This window comes from Pseudomonas sp. BIGb0381 (assembly GCF_024809815.1).
In the GTDB taxonomy this organism is placed as follows: Bacteria; Pseudomonadota; Gammaproteobacteria; order Pseudomonadales; family Pseudomonadaceae; genus Aquipseudomonas.
Genome location: NZ_JANUEN010000006.1, coordinates 304455 through 321275, shown reverse-complemented (window position 1 = coordinate 321275; position 16821 = coordinate 304455). Strand labels below are relative to the sequence as shown.

General features: G+C 61.4%; 20 protein-coding genes. 10 read left to right on the top strand and 10 right to left on the bottom strand.

Annotated features, from left to right (window positions below; genetic code table 11):
• Positions 1 to 60: 60 nt before the first annotated feature.
• Positions 61 to 495 carry a MarR family winged helix-turn-helix transcriptional regulator gene (locus M2397_RS18665; RefSeq protein ID WP_145336495.1) on the bottom strand — a complete coding sequence of 145 codons (435 nt, stop codon included), beginning with the start codon at positions 493 to 495 and terminating at the stop codon, positions 61 to 63.
• Positions 496 to 576: 81 nt separating this feature from the next.
• Between M2397_RS18665 and M2397_RS18660 the strand changes: the two genes are divergently transcribed.
• A complete protein-coding gene (locus M2397_RS18660) occupies positions 577 to 1743 on the top strand; it encodes a PLP-dependent aminotransferase family protein (RefSeq protein ID WP_131700367.1) in 1167 nt (388 codons plus the stop codon).
• A gap of 10 nt (positions 1744 to 1753) precedes the next feature.
• Positions 1754 to 2356 (top strand): glutathione S-transferase family protein, encoded by a 603-nt coding sequence (locus M2397_RS18655; protein ID WP_131700368.1) that lies wholly within the window; start codon positions 1754 to 1756, stop codon positions 2354 to 2356.
• A 60-nt stretch (positions 2357 to 2416) separates the two neighbouring features.
• Here M2397_RS18655 and M2397_RS18650 read toward each other — a convergent pair whose 3' ends face one another.
• The gene (locus M2397_RS18650; protein ID WP_259244221.1) at positions 2417 to 3313 is read right to left on the bottom strand and encodes a LysR family transcriptional regulator; all 897 of its coding nucleotides are present in this window, start codon (positions 3311 to 3313) and stop codon (positions 2417 to 2419) included.
• Between the two features lie 130 nt (positions 3314 to 3443).
• Here M2397_RS18650 and M2397_RS18645 point away from each other — a divergent pair, with 130 nt between their 5' ends.
• From M2397_RS18645 to M2397_RS18635, 3 genes are read left to right on the top strand one after another with little or no spacing between them, the layout of a single operon-like run.
• Positions 3444 to 4736 carry a CitMHS family transporter gene (locus M2397_RS18645; protein ID WP_065948608.1) on the top strand — a complete coding sequence of 431 codons (1293 nt, stop codon included), beginning with the start codon at positions 3444 to 3446 and terminating at the stop codon, positions 4734 to 4736.
• A gap of 1 nt (position 4737) precedes the next feature.
• Positions 4738 to 6063, top strand: coding sequence for an acyclic terpene utilization AtuA family protein (locus M2397_RS18640; RefSeq protein ID WP_259244220.1), 1326 nt, complete (start codon positions 4738 to 4740; stop codon positions 6061 to 6063).
• Positions 6060 to 6386 carry a hypothetical protein gene (locus tag M2397_RS18635; RefSeq protein WP_131700372.1) on the top strand — a complete coding sequence of 109 codons (327 nt, stop codon included), beginning with the start codon at positions 6060 to 6062 and terminating at the stop codon, positions 6384 to 6386. The genes M2397_RS18640 and M2397_RS18635 overlap by 4 nt, the downstream gene beginning before the upstream one ends.
• A 48-nt stretch (positions 6387 to 6434) precedes the next feature.
• Here M2397_RS18635 and M2397_RS18630 read toward each other — a convergent pair whose 3' ends face one another.
• From M2397_RS18630 to M2397_RS18610, 5 genes are all read right to left on the bottom strand, one after another.
• Positions 6435 to 6806 (bottom strand): glutathione S-transferase N-terminal domain-containing protein, encoded by a 372-nt coding sequence (locus M2397_RS18630; protein ID WP_065926614.1) that lies wholly within the window; start codon positions 6804 to 6806, stop codon positions 6435 to 6437.
• Between the two features lie 101 nt (positions 6807 to 6907).
• A complete protein-coding gene (folE, locus tag M2397_RS18625) occupies positions 6908 to 7453 on the bottom strand; it encodes a GTP cyclohydrolase I FolE (RefSeq protein ID WP_003442011.1) in 546 nt (181 codons plus the stop codon).
• A 78-nt stretch (positions 7454 to 7531) separates the two neighbouring features.
• Positions 7532 to 8089, bottom strand: coding sequence for a Smr/MutS family protein (locus M2397_RS18620; RefSeq protein WP_105162625.1), 558 nt, complete (start codon positions 8087 to 8089; stop codon positions 7532 to 7534).
• Positions 8090 to 8164: 75 nt separating this feature from the next.
• Positions 8165 to 8485: a hypothetical protein gene (locus M2397_RS18615; RefSeq protein ID WP_131700373.1), complete on the bottom strand. Its 321-nt coding sequence runs from the start codon at positions 8483 to 8485 to the stop codon at positions 8165 to 8167.
• Positions 8486 to 8626: 141 nt separating this feature from the next.
• Entirely contained in the window at positions 8627 to 9217 is a 591-nt protein-coding gene (locus tag M2397_RS18610) for a cysteine hydrolase family protein (protein WP_065926616.1), read from the bottom strand.
• A gap of 239 nt (positions 9218 to 9456) precedes the next feature.
• On the opposite strand from M2397_RS18610, the gene prmB reads away from it, so the two are divergent.
• Positions 9457 to 10365, top strand: coding sequence for a 50S ribosomal protein L3 N(5)-glutamine methyltransferase (prmB, locus tag M2397_RS18605; protein WP_145336485.1), 909 nt, complete (start codon positions 9457 to 9459; stop codon positions 10363 to 10365).
• A gap of 67 nt (positions 10366 to 10432) precedes the next feature.
• On the opposite strand, the gene M2397_RS18600 is transcribed toward prmB, so the two are convergent.
• Both M2397_RS18600 and M2397_RS18595 read right to left on the bottom strand, forming a co-directional pair.
• Positions 10433 to 11242 (bottom strand): hypothetical protein, encoded by an 810-nt coding sequence (locus M2397_RS18600; protein WP_065940505.1) that lies wholly within the window; start codon positions 11240 to 11242, stop codon positions 10433 to 10435.
• Between the two features lie 99 nt (positions 11243 to 11341).
• Positions 11342 to 12304 (bottom strand): alpha/beta hydrolase, encoded by a 963-nt coding sequence (locus M2397_RS18595; RefSeq protein ID WP_131700375.1) that lies wholly within the window; start codon positions 12302 to 12304, stop codon positions 11342 to 11344.
• Positions 12305 to 12447: 143 nt separating this feature from the next.
• Here M2397_RS18595 and aroC point away from each other — a divergent pair, with 143 nt between their 5' ends.
• The 4 genes from aroC to M2397_RS18575 all read left to right on the top strand — a co-directional run bounded on the left by aroC (position 12448) and on the right by M2397_RS18575 (position 15717).
• The gene (gene aroC, locus M2397_RS18590) at positions 12448 to 13539 is read left to right on the top strand and encodes a chorismate synthase (RefSeq protein ID WP_027603936.1); all 1092 of its coding nucleotides are present in this window, start codon (positions 12448 to 12450) and stop codon (positions 13537 to 13539) included.
• Between the two features lie 10 nt (positions 13540 to 13549).
• On the top strand, positions 13550 to 14710 hold the full coding sequence (locus M2397_RS18585; RefSeq protein ID WP_259244216.1) for an MFS transporter: 1161 nt from the start codon (positions 13550 to 13552) through the stop codon (positions 14708 to 14710).
• Positions 14707 to 15237, top strand: coding sequence for an acireductone dioxygenase (locus M2397_RS18580; protein ID WP_259244215.1), 531 nt, complete (start codon positions 14707 to 14709; stop codon positions 15235 to 15237). Before M2397_RS18585 ends, M2397_RS18580 begins: the two co-directional genes overlap by 4 nt.
• A gap of 210 nt (positions 15238 to 15447) precedes the next feature.
• Positions 15448 to 15717, top strand: a complete 270-nt coding sequence (locus tag M2397_RS18575; RefSeq protein ID WP_131700378.1) for a response regulator transcription factor — start codon at positions 15448 to 15450, stop codon at positions 15715 to 15717.
• A 328-nt stretch (positions 15718 to 16045) separates the two neighbouring features.
• Here M2397_RS18575 and M2397_RS18570 read toward each other — a convergent pair whose 3' ends face one another.
• A complete protein-coding gene (locus M2397_RS18570) occupies positions 16046 to 16717 on the bottom strand; it encodes a glutathione S-transferase family protein (protein WP_167656427.1) in 672 nt (223 codons plus the stop codon).
• Positions 16718 to 16821 lie beyond the last annotated feature (104 nt).

Genomic DNA, 16821 nt, shown 5'->3' with positions numbered 1-16821 from the left:
ATAATGTTTTCTATTTTCTGTGTGAAAAGGATGAAAGGCAACGCTCACTCGCCACCGGGATCAAGGCTGGCCTGCAAGTGCCTGATTCACCGCCAGCCAGCCCGTCACCGCTTCTTCCCCAGCTTCGGCGAAGGCGCGCCGCAACAACTTCACCTGTTCACGGCGCAGCGACTGCTCGAAACGCAGGCCTTCCTCGGTCAATTCCAGCAGGCGTTTGCGCTTGTCGGTCTCCGACGCAACGCTGTCCACCAGGTGCATTTCCTGCAATTGGCGTAGCGGCATGTTCAGCGCCTGCTTGCTCACACCGAGCAATTCCAGCAGTTCCTTGACGCTCAACGCCGGGTAGCGCGCGATAAAAAACACGATGCGCTGGTGCACCCGGCTCAGCCCACGGCGCTCGAGCATTTCATCGGCCTTGGCAGTGAACGCCTGGTAACCGAAGAAGAACGCTTCCATGGCTTGTTGCTGGCTGTTTTGGTTTTTAAGGTCAAGCATGTTGACGTATCCACTCAAGCTGACGTAATTTCGGTCAACCAGTTTGACGTATTTCCCACAGGCTTCGCTAGCGGTGACCTTATGGCCTTCTCTGAACGTGTTACGCGCCTCAAAAGCTCCTTGATCCGTGAAATCCTCGCGGCCGCCCAGCGCCCGGAAGTGATGTCGTTTGCCGGTGGCCTGCCGGCCGAAGCCATGCTGCCCGCGCTGGACTGGGATGATATGCCGCTGAATATCGGCCAATACGGCATGAGCGAAGGTGAGCCGCAGTTGCGCGAACTGCTCGCCGCCGAGGCGCGTGCGTTGGGTGTGCCGTGCCAGGCCAGCCAGGTGCTGGTGGTCAGCGGTTCCCAGCAAACCCTGGACCTGGCGGCCAAGCTGTATATCGACAAAGGCACCCAGATCCTGCTGGAAGGCCCGACTTACCTCGCTGCGTTGCAGATCTTCCAGCTGTTCGGCGCCGACTGTCTCACCGTGCAACTGGAAGCCGATGGCCCCAACCTGCCCAGCCTGCGCGCCAACCTCGAGCGCCATCGCCCGGCGTTCATCTACCTGATCCCGACCTTCCAGAACCCTTCGGCCGTGCGCTACAGCGAAGCCAAGCGCGAGGCCGTCGCCGCCTTGCTCGACGAGTTCGGCGTGACCCTGATCGAAGACGAACCCTATCGCGAGCTGACCTTCGACGGCGGCAGTGCGCAGCCCATCGTCGGCCGCTTGAAAAAAGCCAGCTGGATCTACACCGGCACGGTCTCCAAGACCCTGCTGCCCGGCCTGCGCGTGGGCTACCTGATCGCCAGCCCCGACCTGTTCCCGCACTTGCTCAAGCTCAAGCAGTCGGCGGACCTGCACACCAATCGCGTCGGCCAGTGGCAGGCCATGCAGTGGATCGGCACGCAGAAATACCAGCAGCACTTGGTGGAACTGCGCAGTTTCTACCGCGAGCGCCGCGATGCATTCCAGGTTGCATTGGCGCGTCACTTCGCCGATCTGGCCGACTGGCAAGTGCCCCAGGGCGGATTATTCTTCTGGCTGACCTTGAAACAGCCGCTCGATACCCGCACCTTGTTGGCTCCTGCGCTCGATCAGGACGTCGCGTTCATGCCCGGTGAACCGTTCTTTTCCGAGCCGGACCAGCATTTAGGCTCACTGCGACTCAACTTCAGCCACATCGACCCGGCCCGCCTGGACGAAGGGCTCAAACGCCTGGCCGCGGTGGTCCGTCAAGCACAGCACGCGCAAGCGGCATAAGGGGAGCCCCATGTACAAGGTTTATGGCGATTACAAGTCGGGCAACTGCTACAAGGTCAAATTGATGCTCAACCTGCTGGGCATCCCGTATCAATGGGTGGATATCGACATCCTCAACGGCGATACCGAGACCCCTGAGTTCCTGGCCAAGAACCCCAACGGTAAGATCCCGGTGCTGGAACTGGAAGACGGTACCTGCCTGTGGGAGTCCAACGCGATCCTCAACTTCCTTGCCGATGGCAGCGAGTTCCTGCCTACCGAGCCTCGCCTGCGCACCCAAGTGCTGCAATGGCAGTTCTTCGAGCAGTACAGCCACGAGCCGTACATTGCAGTGGCGCGGTTTATCCAGTTTTACCTGAACATGCCGGAAGATCGCCTGGAGGAATACAAGACCACCCACAAGGGCGGTTACAAGGCCTTGCGGGTGATGGAGCGTCAGTTGCAGGCCACGCCTTACCTGGTGGGCGACCAGTATTCGATTGCCGATATTGCGCTGTATGCCTACACCCATGTGGCCCATGAAGGGGGTTTTGACCTGGCGCCTTACCCCGCGGTGCAGGCGTGGTTGAAGCGAGTGGCCAGCCATCCCAAGCATGTGGCGATGCTCGACTGATCACCGCGGTCAAAAAATGTGGGAGGGCGGTGCGACGATTCGACTTGCCCCCTCCCACATTCAGCTCGATGTCGTGTCAGATAATTCATCATTCAGCAGGTCAAAACAGCGCTGCGCAGCCGGGCTCAGGCCCATGCCGCTGCGACTGATCAACCCGATCTCCCGGTTCACCCCAGGATGGTCAATGTCGATGCGCTTCAACCCCGCCAGGCTGTCCGCCGCCGACTCCGGCAGCACACTGATCCCCAGGCCCTGGCGCACCAACGCCAGCACCGTCGACATGTAGTTGGCCTCCATCCCGGCATTCATCGTCAGCCGCGTTTCATCAAACAACGCGTCCACCTGCTCGCGCACGCTGCTGTCGCGGCCGGTGAGGATGATCGGTTGGTCCGCCAGTTGCTCCAGGGTCAATTGGCGATGGTGGGCGAGGGGGTGATCCAGCGGCACAAATGCACACAATCGATCGTTCAGCACCGGCGCGAACTCCAGGCCATGGCTTAGCCGCGCCCGTACGCCAATACCAAAATCCACTTCGCCTGCGCGCACCTGGGCATGAATACGGTGGGCCACCAGGTCCTGCAAACGCACCTCGATCCCGGAAAAACGCTCGCGAAACCGGCGCAGGGCCGGGGGCAGGGCGCCGGCGCAGACCGAAGGCAGGGCCGCGAGGGTGACCACGCCACGGCGCAAGGCCGCGAGGTCGCGGGAGCCGGTGACGATGTTGTCCAGGTCCAGCAGCAGCTTTTCCATCGGTCCGCGCGCGTCCTGGCCGGCAGCGGTGATGCTCACATGCCGGGGGCTGCGGTCGAGCAGGGCGACGCCGAGCCAGTCTTCGAGTTGTTGCACCTGCACGGTGAGTGCCGAAGGCGAAAGATGCAGCTCATGGGCGGCCTTGGTAAAGCTGCCGGTACGGGCCACCGCAAGGAACGCTTGAATATGCTGGATCGAATTTTTCATTGTTGTTTTTCTCGAGCGTTTTGTTTTTACGAATATGACTGGCTGAACATTCCAATTTACAAAGACTAACGCGCTTCCAATACTCCAGGGAAAACAATAACCGGCCACCAAGGCCGCTCTGGAGTAACCCATGCTCGCTACCCTGGGTGTCATTACCATCCTGTGCCTGCTTGCTGCCGTCATGAGCAAACGCCTCTCGCCACTGGTGGCCCTGATCGCCTTGCCGATTATCGCCGCGCTGCTCGGTGGGTTCGGCCTGCAAACCAGTGCCTTCATCATTACCGGCATCAAGAACGTGGCCCCTGTGGTGGGCATGTTTGTGTTCGCGATCCTGTTTTTCGGGATCATGACCGACGCCGGCATGCTCGATCCCATCATTGATCGCATCCTGCGCACGGTAGGGACGCGTCCTACACGGATTGTCGTCGGTACCGCGACCCTCGCCCTGCTGGTGCACCTGGACGGTTCTGGCGCGGTGACCTTTCTGGTGACGGTGCCGGCGATGCTGCCGTTGTATACGCGGCTGGGCATCGACAAACGCATCCTCGCCTGTGTCTGCGCGATGGCGGCCGGGGTCAACTTCCTGCCGTGGACCGGCCCGGTGCTGCGCTCTTCGGCGGCCTTGCACGTACCGGTGGCGGACCTGTTCCAGCCGCTGATCCCGGTGCAGATCGTCGGCCTGATCTTCGTCTTTGCCTGCGCGTGGTGGCTCGGCCGGCGTGAAGAAAAACGCCTGGGCCTGGGCGCCGGCTCCAGCGTGGATGCCGTGCCGCAACGGGTGCTCAGCGACGACGACATCAAGCTGCGCCGCCCACGCCTGTTCTGGGTCAACCTGATCCTGACCGTGCTGGTCATGGTGGTGATGATCGCCGGCTGGGTCGACCCGGTGGTGATGTTCATGCTTGGCACCGTGGTAGCGCTGTGCATCAACTATCCGAACGTGGACGCCCAGCGCGCCCGCATCGATGCCCATGCGAAAACCGCCCTGACCATGGCCAGTATCCTGCTCGCCGCCGGGGTGTTCACCGGCATCATGCAAGGCACGGGCATGCTCAAGGCCATCGCTGAAGTGGCGGTAGCGCAGATTCCGGCCGGCCACGGCAAGCTGATCCCAGCGGTGGTGGGCTTCCTGTCCATGCCGCTGAGCATGCTGTTCGACCCCGACTCCTACTATTTCGGCGTGATGCCGGTGATCGCCGAAGTCGGCAAAGCGCTGGGCGTCGACCCACTGCAAGTGGCCCAGGCCTCGTTGCTGGGTGTACACACCACCGGTTTCCCGGTCAGCCCGCTGACCCCGGCGACCTTCCTGTTGGTGGGCCTGTGCAAGATCGAATTGGCCGATCACCAGCGCTTTACCATCCCTTTTCTGTTTGCCGCGTCGGTGTTGATGACCCTGACCGCGTTGCTCCTGGGAGTGATTTGATATGAAAACCTTGCGCATCGGTTCCGGCGCCGGCTATTCCGGCGACCGGATCGAACCTGCCGTGGAATTGGCCGAGCGGGGCGACCTGGATTACCTGGTGTTCGAGTGCCTGGCCGAACGTACCATCGCCCTGGCGCAGCAGGCGCGAATCAGCGACCCACAGTGTGGTTATGACCCGCTGCTCAGTGAGCGTATGCAGCGTGTGTTGCCTTACGTCGGCCGCCATGAAGGGCGCCGCCGCCTGCGGGTGATCACCAATATGGGCGCGGCCAACCCGGTGTCGGCCGCCGTTGAGGTGCGCCGTATCGCCACGGAGCTGGGCCTGCCCCTCAAGGTTGTGGCCGTGGTGGGCGATGATGTGTTGGAGGTCTTGCGGCCCGAGCAATTGCTGGATAACGGCCAGACCGTGGGGTCACTTGGCAAGCGCCTGATTTCCGCGAATGCCTACCTGGGCGTTGACGGCATTCTTGAGGCCTTGCGCGCCGACGCTGATGTGGTGATCACCGGGCGAGTGGCCGACCCGTCGCTGTTCCTCGCCCCGCAGGTGTTTGAGTTCGGCTGGGCGGCGGACGACTGGCAGCGCCTGGGGCGCGGCACGTTGGTCGGGCATTTGCTGGAGTGTGCCGGGCAGGTCAGCGGTGGTTATTTTGCCGATCCCGGTTTCAAGGACGTGGACGATCTTGCGCGCCTGGGTTTCCCGTTGGCCGAGATCGATGCTGCCGGTGAGGCCGTGATTACCAAGGTTGCAGGCTCCGGTGGGCGGGTCAGCCGTGCCACTTGCACAGAACAACTGATCTACGAAGTGCATGACCCTGCGGCGTATTTGACGCCTGACGTGACGGCCGACTTCTCCCAGGTGGGGTTTGTCGAAGAAGCTGTTGATCGCGTGCGCGCCCAGGGGGCGAGTGGTCGCGCACGGCCGGAGCAGTTGAAGGTCAGCGTCGGTTACCTGGATGGCTGGATTGGCGAAGGGCAGATGTCCTACGGCGGCCCCGGCGCGGTCGCACGGGCGCAGCTGGCGCGGGATGTCGTACTCAAGCGTTTGGAACTGATGGGCGTGAAGATGCAGGACGTACGCGCCGAACTGATCGGCATGGACTCGCTGCACGGTCCACGCAGCAGCATAGAGCCCTGGGAAGTACGCGTGCGCGTGGCTGCCCGCTGTGAAGACCGCAGCGAAGCGGTGCGGGTCGGCAATGAAGTGGAAACCCTTTACACCAACGGCCCGTCCGGTGGCGGCGGTGCGAGTAAAAGCGTACGGCAGGTGGTGGCGGTGGTGTCGTTGCTGCTGCCCCGTGACGCGGTCAACCCGAGGATCGAAGCATGAAACTGCACACGCTGGCCCATTCCCGTACCGGCGATAAGGGCGACACCTCGAACATCTCGATTATTGCCTATCGCGTCGAGGATTATCCGTTGCTGCGTGAGCAGCTCACGGCCGAGCGCGTGGCCGAGTTTTTTGCAGGCTTGCTGGAGCCTGGCGCTGCGCCGGTACGGCGTTATGAACTGCCCAACGTGCAAGCGCTGAACTTCGTACTGCCGGGGATATTGCGCGGCGGCGTAACCCGTTCGCTGGCGCTGGATGCCCATGGCAAGTGCCTCGGCTCGGCGCTGCTTGAGTTGGACCTGGATTTGCCAACACCGAACTGAATGTGGGAGGGAGCAAGCTCCCTCCCACATTGGATCTCAGCAGGTCTGTCAGACCGCAGCGAAACGCTTGTCCAGGTAATCGATGATCACTTTGGAGTCATACATCCAGGTGGTCTGGCCATTCTCTTCGATGCGCAGGCACGGCACCTTGATCTTGCCGCCTTGCTCCAGCAGGGTCTGGCGGTCCTGCTCGTTGTTCTTCGCATCCTTCAGCGCCACCGGCACATTCAGGCGGTGCAGGGTGCGGCGGGTCTTCACGCAGAACGGGCAGGCGTGGAATTGATACAGGGTCAGGTCCTTGGCCGCTGCGTTCACCTGCGCCTGTTGTTCGGCAGGGCGCTGCTTTTTGCGCGGACGGGTAAGTAAGTCGCCGGCGATGATGACGTGGCCGAGGCCCACTCGAAGTGCTTTGACGAACATGGCTGAAACCTCTTGCCCATGAAGAAGGGGCCGCAGCTTACCTTAATTCTGCAGGCGAAAAAAAACCGGCGATGAACGCCGGTGTTTTTCTACGCAGCCTATTACTTGATCAGGCTTAGGAATTCGCTGCGGGTGGCCGCATTTTCGCGGAACTCACCCAGCATCACCGACGTGATCATCGACGAATTCTGTTTCTCCACACCGCGCATCATCATGCACATGTGCTTGGCTTCGATCACCACGGCCACGCCCAGGGCGCCGGTCACTTGCATCACCGCGTCGGCGATCTGGCGGCTGAGGTTTTCCTGGATCTGCAGGCGGCGCGCATACATGTCGACAATCCGCGCGACCTTCGACAGGCCCAGCACTTTGCCGCTCGGGATATACGCCACATGCGCCTTGCCGATAAACGGCAGCAGGTGGTGTTCGCACAACGAGTACAACTCGATGTCCTTGACCAGCACCATTTCGCTGTTGTCGGAGCTGAACAAGGCACCGTTGGTGACTTCTTCGAGTGTCTGTTCATAGCCGCGGCAAAGGTACTGCATCGCCTTGGCGGCACGCTTAGGCGTGTCGAGCAGGCCCTCGCGGGAAACGTCCTCGCCGAGTTGGCCGAGGATCGCGGTGTAATTCTGTTCCAGGGACATGAAACTACCTGTGGGATTTTCGCAAAGCGCAAGGTTACGGTGGCCGACACATCGCTGCAAGCCTGACGATGGCACTTGTTACTCGTCGCGCCCTTCCATCATCGTGCGCTTGAGCATCACATACACCGCCCCCGCCCCACCGTGGCGTGCCTGGCACGAGGTAAAGCCGAGCACCTGGGCATGCTGGCGCAGCCAGGTGTTGACGTGGCTCTTGATCATCGGCCGCTTGCCGTCCAACCGCACGGCCTTGCCATGGGTGACGCGCACGCAGCGGATTTCGAACTTGGTGGCTTCGGCGAGGAAGGCCCACAGGGTTTCCCGGGCTTTTTCCACGTTCATGCCGTGCAAGTCGAGGCTGCCTTCGAACGGGATCTGACCAACCTTGAGCTTGCGCATCTGGCTTTCCTGCACGCCGTCGCGGGCCCACATCAGTTCGTCTTCAGGGCCGACGTCAATCACGAACTGGTCCGACAGGCCATCGACGGTAGTGGCGTCGGTGCGCACGGTCGCGGCCTGGCGCAATTTGGCGATCTGCGCGCGGTCGGCCTTGGGTTTGCCGGTGTCGGCGCGGTCGTGCTTGATCGGCTTGACGCCGCGCAGCTCGTTTTTGAACAGGGAAAAATCGTCGTCTTGCATGTCAGCCTCCGCGAAGGGCGGGCAGTTTACCTAAATCGCGGCGGCCGGGGCGCAGGAAACGCTATCCAAGCGCCATCAGTCGTGCTTTTTCATCAGGTGCGAAGCGATGTTCAGTGACAAAGGCTGGCGCATCTTCCGACGGCTGCGTCGCCACAACCAGACGCCCAGCCACAGCACCAGCAACCCGATCACCGCCAGAAGCGCCGAACCGCCGGGGCTGGCATTCAGTTCACCAAGGGCCGGCGAGTGGCCAAACAAACCGGCGCCACCAGCGCCGGTCAACAGCAAACCTACTACCGCCAGCAGCGCGGCAATGCCGGCCACCAAGCGCAGACGCCAGTTGCTCGGGCCCTTGGGGCGCAAGCGACGAGCGTCAAAACCATCGGATATCTTCATTCCGACCTTTCCTCCAGGGTATCGGCCCTTCGACCGGAAGTTACACAGGTTGTTCCTGTGCCAGAGGTAATTGCAGCAAATGACAGGCATTTGCAGATGAGCGGGGCCATCAACAGGCCGCACCGCTCATCAGAAGCACGATCAGATCAGATCTTTAGTCAGGGCGAGGGTGGCGAAGTTGTCAGCCATGATGGCCATCTCGGTCTGCTGCACATGCTCGGCGCTCAGGATGCCGCCCTTGTAGGGCAGGTCGCGGGTGGCGCAGGCGTCTTCCACCAGGGTGCAGCGAAAGCCCAGGTTCTTGGCAGCGCGTACGGTGGTGCTGACGCTGGAATGGCTCATGAAGCCGCAGACGATCAGGTCCAGGGAGCCGAGGTCCTGCAGGTGTTTTTCCAGGCCGGTGCCGTGGAAGGCGCTGGGCAGCAGCTTGCCGATGATGGTTTCGTCACCTTGAGGTTCGAGGCCGGGGATGAACTCACCACGCTCGCCCTGCGGGTCAAACAGGCCGCCCACGGTACCGAGGTGACGCACATGCACGATCGGGCGTCCGGCGTTGCGCGCAGCGGCGACCAGTTGCTTGATATTGCCGACCGCCGCGTCCATGCCGGAGAGGGCGAGCGGGCCACTGAGGTATTCCTTTTGGGCGTCGATGATCACGAGGGTCGCATGGCCAAGGTTGGCAGCTGCGTAACCACGACCGCTGAGTTGAAACATCGTCTTTGGAACGGACATTCTGGGGCTCCTGTGAGGGGGGCTTTTGCGTCATTGTCCACTGGCTGAGCGGTTCTGTGAATCGCTACTATCGTAAGGTACGCCGTTGCTGGCGTGCAGCCATGTCAAGTGGCGGTGATGTTTAACCGAATGATGGCGATTTGGATGAAATCCGACGTACGGCGACAGGTTTTCGTACATCGTCGGCACAGGCGAAGGCTGTTAGAATCGCCAGTCGTTTTTTCCAGGAGTCTGCCCCCGTGATCACATCCCGCCTGCGCACCTTGCGCGACCACATCCGTTGGGCTGTCAGCCGTTTCCATGGGGAAGACCTGTTTTTTGGCCACGGTACCGACAATGCCTGGGACGAAGCCCGGCAGTTGGTGCTCGGCGCTTTGCACCTGCCATGGGAAATTGCCGACAGCTACCTGGATTGCAACCTGGAAGAAGAGGAAATCTCCCACGTACAACGCTTGCTGCATCGCCGTATCCACGAGCGCGTGCCTACCGCGTATCTGTTGAAAGAGGCGTGGTTCTGCGGCATGTCGTTTATCGTTGACGAGCGCGTGCTGATCCCGCGTTCACCCATCGGCGAGTTGATCGAAAACCGCTTCGAGCCTTGGCTGGCCCAACCGCCGGCGCGCATCCTCGACCTGTGCACCGGCTCCGGTTGCATCGGCATTGCCTGCGCCTACGAGTTCCAGGACGCCGAAGTGGTACTCGGTGACTTGTCCTTCGAAGCCCTGGAAGTAGCCAACCAGAATATCGAGCGCCATGGTGTCGACGAGCGCGTGTACACCGTGCAGGGCGATGGCTTCGACGGCCTGCCGGGCCAGCGCTTTGACCTGATTGTGTCCAACCCACCGTATGTGGATGCCGAAGACTTTGCCGACATGCCGGACGAATACCAGCACGAACCGGAGCTGGGCCTGGCCTGTGGCGACGATGGCTTGAACCTGGTGCGGCGCATGCTGGCCGAGGCGGCGGACCACCTGAACGAGAAGGGTTTGCTGATTGTCGAGGTGGGTAACAGCCAGGTGCATGTTGACGCGCTGTACCCGGAAGTGGACTTCGCCTGGCTGGACTTCCAGCGGGGTGGGCATGGGGTGTTCATGCTCACGGCCGAACAGTGCCGGGAACATCAGGCAATCTTCGCCGCTCGGGTTTAACCAACCTTATCTGTAGAAAATGTGGGAGGGGGCAAGCCCCCCCACATTTTGATTGCTTTCCAGCCGGCTAGCGGTGCGTGGCAATCCAGATCAACAGCCCCGCCTGAAACACGGTGAACGCCACCAGGCAGGTGATGGTAAACCGCAACCCGCTGTCCTCACGCTTGAACTTGGTGACCTTTTCTTCTTCCTTGCGCAGCTTCACTTCCTGCTCCAACAGGTTGTGCTCGGCCTGTTGCAGCATCTGCGCGGCTTCAAGGATCTCCACGAACTGCACCTTCTCGGTGTTCCAACTGTCGAGCACGTCGCTGACCTTGCCCGGCTGCACGTTGCCTTTGAGGTGCTGCACATCGGCGTAGGCCACATCGAAACCCTGGACGCGCAGGAAGTGATCGCGGCGCAGGCGTGTGGCTTCGTTGAGTGCATCCTTGTTGGCCAGGTCCACGCCATCGACGCGGTAGTGCGACCATTTCTTCTTCGCCCACGCGGCGCCCTGGGCCACCAGGAAGCGACCGATGCCGCGGTTGGCCGGTTCGATTTCCAGGCTGTTGCCCGGGCCGAAGTGCACGCGGTGTTTATCGTGATCCACCCAGATATCCAGATGGTTCTGCTCACGGCGCACCCGCTGCCCCGGCAATTGGATGACCATGCGCAACAGGCTGTGGTGTTTGTCATGGCGCTCGGCATAGCCGAACTGTACGAAACGTAGCGGCCGCAGGCCGGTGGCGCGGTCGGTGGCCAGTGGGGCCAGGCGCAGCATCTTGAAATGCTCGGCCTGAACATCCGCCCACGGCAGGGGAGCCGCCGTGTCGATGGCCTCGGTTTTTTCAGCCGGGGTGTCGGCGGTCGGTTCCGGTGTTGCTTCAGTGGTTGTCATGCGGTGCGATCCTGTCCAAGCCCTGCAAGTCGACCGTCTTTTTGCCGTCGACCCTGGGCTTATCGGCCGATTTCTGCAGGACTGGAGGCAAATTGTCGCTTAACGGGGTTGAAGTCCGTCGATAAAGCGCACCACACGGTTGCCCAGCTCGGCGGCGAGGGGTAATTGCGGGTCATTGTAGGAGGCCAATTGTTGCTTTACGTCGTTGGGCACGATGCGCATCACGTGGTTCATGCCTTCGATCACCGTCAGTTCGGCATCGGGCTTCGCCCTTTTGAGTTGCTGGGCGTCGCCGACACCTACCTGAATATCGTTGGTGCCCTGGATGATCAACGCCGGCATGCGCAGTTTCGCAAAGGCCGCCGAAGGGTCGGCGCGAAACAGGCTGATCAGATACGGCTGCACGCTGGGTCGGAAAATGCCCTCCAACGGGCCAGGCACATCGGCATCCACCTGACCGGCCTTGAGGTGATCAAGGATTTCATTGCTGCGCAGCAGCAGGGCAGGGGGCAGGTGATCGGCCAGTTGCTGGCGGATGACCTGATCCACCGGGCGGGCGCTGCCGGACAGGGATATCACCCCGGCCGGGTCGAGTTGCGGTGCAGCCAGTGCGGCCACCAGCGCGCCTTCGCTGTGGCCCAGCACAATCAGCGGGCCCATGCGTTTGTCGGCTTTGAGCAATTTACCCCAGGCCACCGCGTCGGCCACATAGGCGTCGAGGGTCAGGTTGCGTTCGTCGGGCGTGGCGGCCAGGCTGGCGGCCACACCGCGCTTGTCGTAGCGCACGCTGGCGATGTTGTGCCGGGCCAGCACCCAGGCCAGGCGCTTGAGGCTGTCGTTGCGTGCGCCGTCCGCGCTGTTGCCGTTGCGGTCGGTGGGGCCGGAGCCGGCGATGATCAACACCACCGGCACCGGCTTGTCGGACTGGGGCAGCAGCAGCGAGCCAAACAGTTCGCCGCTGCCGGTGTCCAGGCTGATCGGGCGTTGCAGTACGACAGGGGAGGCGGCGTGGGCCACGGCGGTAAACAGGGTCAGGGTAAACAGAAGAACTCGCAGCATCATCGCGCCATCATGAGGAAGGTGCCGGTTGGACCAAGGTCTACCGGTAAGGTTTCGAGGATGAACTAGTCGGTTAGCCTGCGTATACTGGCCGCCTTAAGTTATTACGGTTGACTTGATTCAACTGATTTCACGGAGCGCCCTGCATGTCCGGCAATACCTTCGGCAAGCTGTTCACTGTCACCACCGCGGGCGAAAGCCATGGCCCGGCGTTGGTCGCCATTGTCGACGGCTGCCCGCCCGGCCTCGAGCTGTCCCTGGAAGACCTGCAGCGTGACCTCGACCGCCGCAAGCCCGGCACCAGCCGCCACACCACCCAGCGCCAGGAGCCCGACGAAGTCGAGATCCTCTCCGGGGTGTTCGAAGGCCGCACCACCGGGTGCGCCATCGGCCTGCTGATTCGCAACACCGACCAGAAGTCCAAGGACTACTCGGCGATCAAGGATCTGTTCCGCCCGGCTCACGCCGACTACACCTACCACCATAAATACGGCGAACGTGACTACCGTGGCGGCGGCCGCAGCTCGGCGCGCGAAACCGCGATGCGTGTGGCTGCTGGCGCCATCGCCAAGAAATACCTGGCGACCCAGGGCATCGTCATCCGTGGCTACATGAGCCAGTTGGGCCCGATTGAAATCCCGTTCAAGACCTGGGACAGCGTGGAAGACAACGCCTTTTTCTGCCCTGACCCGGACAAAGTGCCGGAACTGGAAGCCTACATGGACCAGCTGCGCCGCGACCAGGATTCGGTCGGCGCCAAGATCACCGTGGTCGCCGAAGGCGTCAAGCCGGGCCTGGGCGAGCCGATCTTCGACCGCCTCGACGCCGAACTGGCCCATGCGCTGATGAGCATCAATGCGGTGAAAGGTGTGGAAATCGGCGCCGGTTTCGCCTGCGTCTCCCAACGCGGTACCGAGCACCGCGATGAACTGACCCCGGAAGGCTTCCTCAGCAACAACGCGGGCGGCATCCTCGGTGGTATTTCCTCCGGCCAGCCGATTGTTGCGCACCTGGCACTCAAGGCCACCTCGAGCATCACCACCCCCGGCCGTTCCATCGATGTGCACGGCAACCCGGTGGACGTGATCACCAAGGGCCGTCACGACCCGTGCGTAGGCATCCGTGCCACGCCGATTGCCGAAGCGATGATGGCCATTGTGTTGATGGACCACCTGTTGCGCAATCGCGGGCAAAACGCCGATGTGCGCGTGAGTACCCCGGTGCTGGGCCAACTGTGACGGCGCGGCGGTGACAGCCCTCCCATACTGGCGTCTCTCCAGCTTCTACCTGTTCTACTTCGCCCTGCTCGGGGCGACGGCGCCGTTCCTGGCGCTGTACTTCGACCACCTGGGGTTCTCCAGCGCGCGTATCGGCGAGCTGGTGGCCATCCCCATGCTGATGCGCTGCGTGGCCCCCAACCTGTGGGGCTGGCTGGGCGACTACACCGGCCGACGTCTGGCCATCGTGCGCTTCGGCGCGGTGTGCACCCTGCTGAGTTTTTCCCTGATCTTCATCAGCCACACCTACGCCTGGCTGGCCCTGGTGATGGCCCTGCATGCGTTCTTCTGGCACGCGGTGCTGCCGCAGTTCGAAGTGATCACCCTGGCCCACCTGCAAAAACAGACCTCGCGCTATAGCCAGGTACGCCTGTGGGGCTCCATCGGTTTTATCCTCACCGTGGTGATCATGGGTCGCCTGTTCGACTGGCTGAGCCTGGACATCTACCCGGTGGTGGTCGTGGTGATCATGGCTGGCATCATCGGCGCCAGCCTGTGGGTGCCGAATGCGCAGCCCGCCAGCCACGGCAATCGCCTGGCGGCTGATGGATTCCTCAAGCAATTGCGCAGCCCCGGCGTACTGGCGTTTTACGCCTGTGTGGCGCTGATGCAAATGAGCCATGGCCCGTATTACACCTTCCTGACCCTGCACCTCGAACACCTCGGCTACAGCCGTGGCGTGATCGGCACGCTGTGGGCCCTGGGGGTGGTGGCGGAAGTGCTGATGTTCCTGGGCATGAGCCGCATCCTTGCGCGTTTTTCGGTACGCCGGGTGCTGCTGGCCAGTTTCCTGCTGGCGGCGCTGCGCTGGTTGCTGCTGGGCTCGTTTGCCGAACTCCTGTGGGTGCTGTTGCTGGCGCAAGTCATGCACGCTGCCACGTTCGGCAGTTTTCACGCGTCGGCGATTGCCTTTGTGCAGCGCAGCTTTGGCGATAAGCAACAAGGCCAGGGCCAGGCACTGTACGCCGCCCTGGCCGGCACCGGCGGTGCGCTGGGTGCGCTGTATTCCGGCTACAGCTGGAACCTGCTGGGGCCGACCGTCACCTTTAGTATTGCCAGCGTCGCAGCCCTGGCCGCGGCCGTTATCATCGGTTTTCGATTGCAAGAGCAGAACCAAGGAACCCTTCAATGAGTTATGTCGCCGTCTACCCCGTTGCTTCACCGGATACCCCGAACAAGGTCCTGACCCATGTCGACGACATCGCTGCCACCCTGGCCGAGCACGGTGTGCGGTTCGAGCGCTGGCAGCCAGGCCTGATCGAGAGGGACGCCAGCGACGCTGAAATGATTGCCGCCTATCAGCCGCAGATCGATGCACTCGGCTATGGTGCGGTGGCGGTGCTCCGTGTCACGAGCGACCACCCGCAGAAAGCCGAATGGCGGGCCCGGTTCCTGGATGAGCGCCGCTACAACGAAGACGAAGTGCGTTTTTTCATCGCCGGCCAGGGTTTGTTCAACCTGCATGTTGGCGACTACGTGTATGCCGTGCGTTGTGAGAAAAACGACCTGCTGGGGGTGCCGGCCGGTATGGCGCACTGGTTTGATATGGGGGAGAACCCGCACTGTATAACGCTGCGACTCTTCAATAAGGCGCAAAACCCAGTGCCGGAGTTGACGGGCGACGATATCGCCCGACGCTTTCCGGGTCTGGATGACTAATTACGGTGTATCGAAAACTTCAACCCCCGCATGTTGGAAGTTGTTGTGGGAATAAACTCTTACTCTTGTAAGGCCCGGCTGTTTATCGCGGGGCCTGCGCCTTAGTGCCATTGGTTATGTAACTCTTTGCGGCATCAACGTTTATATCACCTGTCAATAGGAGGAATCCGAAGGTGATAGAGCGATAGCCAACAAAAGGGAGTGAAACTAATGAGAGGCCCCAGGGAATTGTTTCCAACGCCAAACTCCGTGCCCAGCGCTGTCAGAAGGCGTTTGAGTTTGTCCGGAAAGCCACTGACGCCTACGGAACTGGAAATCCTGCGTTGGGCCTCCGAAGGCAAGACCGTCTGGGAAATCAGCCAGATTCGCGCCACGTCCGAAGCGACAGTGAAATTCCACCTGCGCAATATCTACGGCAAACTTGGAGTGACCAACCGCGTGCAGGCGATGAATGAGGCGGCACGCCAAGGTTTATGCTGACCCAAGCGAGCCTTGGAGGAGGACTTTCGGCCACCGAAGCAATCGGTTTGAAGCGTCATAGTCCAGCCACAACGAAGCAGTGCTTCGGCCTATCAAGGCATTCGTGCGGCGCTCCGGCAACGCCTGGTCGATCTTGACGCGCAAAAGGGCATCCCATGCTCGGTCGAACTCTCGAATGAACATGCGCAATAACGGTAATGCCATGACCTCGACCTTGCACCTAATTGACCTCATCATCGTGTCGCCCATTCACATTCGGGGGGCTCGATGTCTAACGTCGCATTGGTGGCGCTAGGCTCGACGTCAGTCTTTTGATTGATCGCGTCGGCTAAGCGGCAGCGATCAGCGCTCCTTGTTGGCGCAGATGCGTCTGGAAACGATCGGCATAGTCTTCGACAACGGCATCCCTTACGCTGGAGCGCGCCTCAAGCGCCTCACGCCAAGCCGAAATGCGCGGAAGACCGTCGAAAATCTGGTGTGCGACAGTTGCGTCGATACTCTCGAAGTAACGGAAAAGCGGGGCATAAACCGCATCAACCATTCCAAAGGCCGAGCCATCGAAGAACGGCCCCGCGCCTATTTCTGATTCCAGTTTGCCGAGCCGTTCGCGAAATGCGGTGCGCTTGGCATCTGCGGTCGCAGAGTCACGAGCGTGGAGAAACTGCCAGGCTTCAGCTTGAGTCTGCGACGCGAACTCGATCCATGCGCGATTCCGTGCGCGAGCTAACGCATCAATGGGGTACATCGGCGTGCCACCTTGGGTTTCGTCGAGGTACTCGCAGATGACCATGCTTTCGAATAGGATCGCATCTTGCGCATTGTCCTGGCGCACCTTGAGCACGGGGACCTTGCCGGTTGGCGAAACGGCCAGGAACCAGTCTGGCTTGGCTGATAAATCGACATCTATCCGATCGAATTGGATACCCTTTTCAAGAAGCACAATCGCGGCGCGCTGTACGAATGGGCATAGTGGGTGGCTTATTAGCGTAAGAGCGTTCATTGCTTTTAGTGGCCCTGGATGGTTTATCAAGCGGAAACAGCGGCAGAGGTTTCCCGCGTGCCGCTGTGTGCGCAGTCTGGATTGGACTGGTTCGTCGCTAAGTG

Coding starts and splice junctions, on each gene's coding strand:
- M2397_RS18665 (WP_145336495.1), bottom strand. CDS start 495: ATGCTTGACCTTAAAAACCAAAACAGCCAGCAACAAGCCATGGAAGCG.
- M2397_RS18660 (WP_131700367.1), top strand. CDS start 577: ATGGCCTTCTCTGAACGTGTTACGCGCCTCAAAAGCTCCTTGATCCGT.
- M2397_RS18655 (WP_131700368.1), top strand. CDS start 1,754: ATGTACAAGGTTTATGGCGATTACAAGTCGGGCAACTGCTACAAGGTC.
- M2397_RS18650 (WP_259244221.1), bottom strand. CDS start 3,313: ATGAAAAATTCGATCCAGCATATTCAAGCGTTCCTTGCGGTGGCCCGT.
- M2397_RS18645 (WP_065948608.1), top strand. CDS start 3,444: ATGCTCGCTACCCTGGGTGTCATTACCATCCTGTGCCTGCTTGCTGCC.
- M2397_RS18640 (WP_259244220.1), top strand. CDS start 4,738: ATGAAAACCTTGCGCATCGGTTCCGGCGCCGGCTATTCCGGCGACCGG.
- M2397_RS18635 (WP_131700372.1), top strand. CDS start 6,060: ATGAAACTGCACACGCTGGCCCATTCCCGTACCGGCGATAAGGGCGAC.
- M2397_RS18630 (WP_065926614.1), bottom strand. CDS start 6,806: ATGTTCGTCAAAGCACTTCGAGTGGGCCTCGGCCACGTCATCATCGCC.
- folE (WP_003442011.1), bottom strand. CDS start 7,453: ATGTCCCTGGAACAGAATTACACCGCGATCCTCGGCCAACTCGGCGAG.
- M2397_RS18620 (WP_105162625.1), bottom strand. CDS start 8,089: ATGCAAGACGACGATTTTTCCCTGTTCAAAAACGAGCTGCGCGGCGTC.
- M2397_RS18615 (WP_131700373.1), bottom strand. CDS start 8,485: ATGAAGATATCCGATGGTTTTGACGCTCGTCGCTTGCGCCCCAAGGGC.
- M2397_RS18610 (WP_065926616.1), bottom strand. CDS start 9,217: ATGTCCGTTCCAAAGACGATGTTTCAACTCAGCGGTCGTGGTTACGCA.
- M2397_RS18600 (WP_065940505.1), bottom strand. CDS start 11,242: ATGACAACCACTGAAGCAACACCGGAACCGACCGCCGACACCCCGGCT.
- M2397_RS18595 (WP_131700375.1), bottom strand. CDS start 12,304: ATGATGCTGCGAGTTCTTCTGTTTACCCTGACCCTGTTTACCGCCGTG.
- aroC (WP_027603936.1), top strand. CDS start 12,448: ATGTCCGGCAATACCTTCGGCAAGCTGTTCACTGTCACCACCGCGGGC.
- M2397_RS18580 (WP_259244215.1), top strand. CDS start 14,707: ATGAGTTATGTCGCCGTCTACCCCGTTGCTTCACCGGATACCCCGAAC.
- M2397_RS18575 (WP_131700378.1), top strand. CDS start 15,448: ATGAGAGGCCCCAGGGAATTGTTTCCAACGCCAAACTCCGTGCCCAGC.
- M2397_RS18570 (WP_167656427.1), bottom strand. CDS start 16,717: ATGAACGCTCTTACGCTAATAAGCCACCCACTATGCCCATTCGTACAG.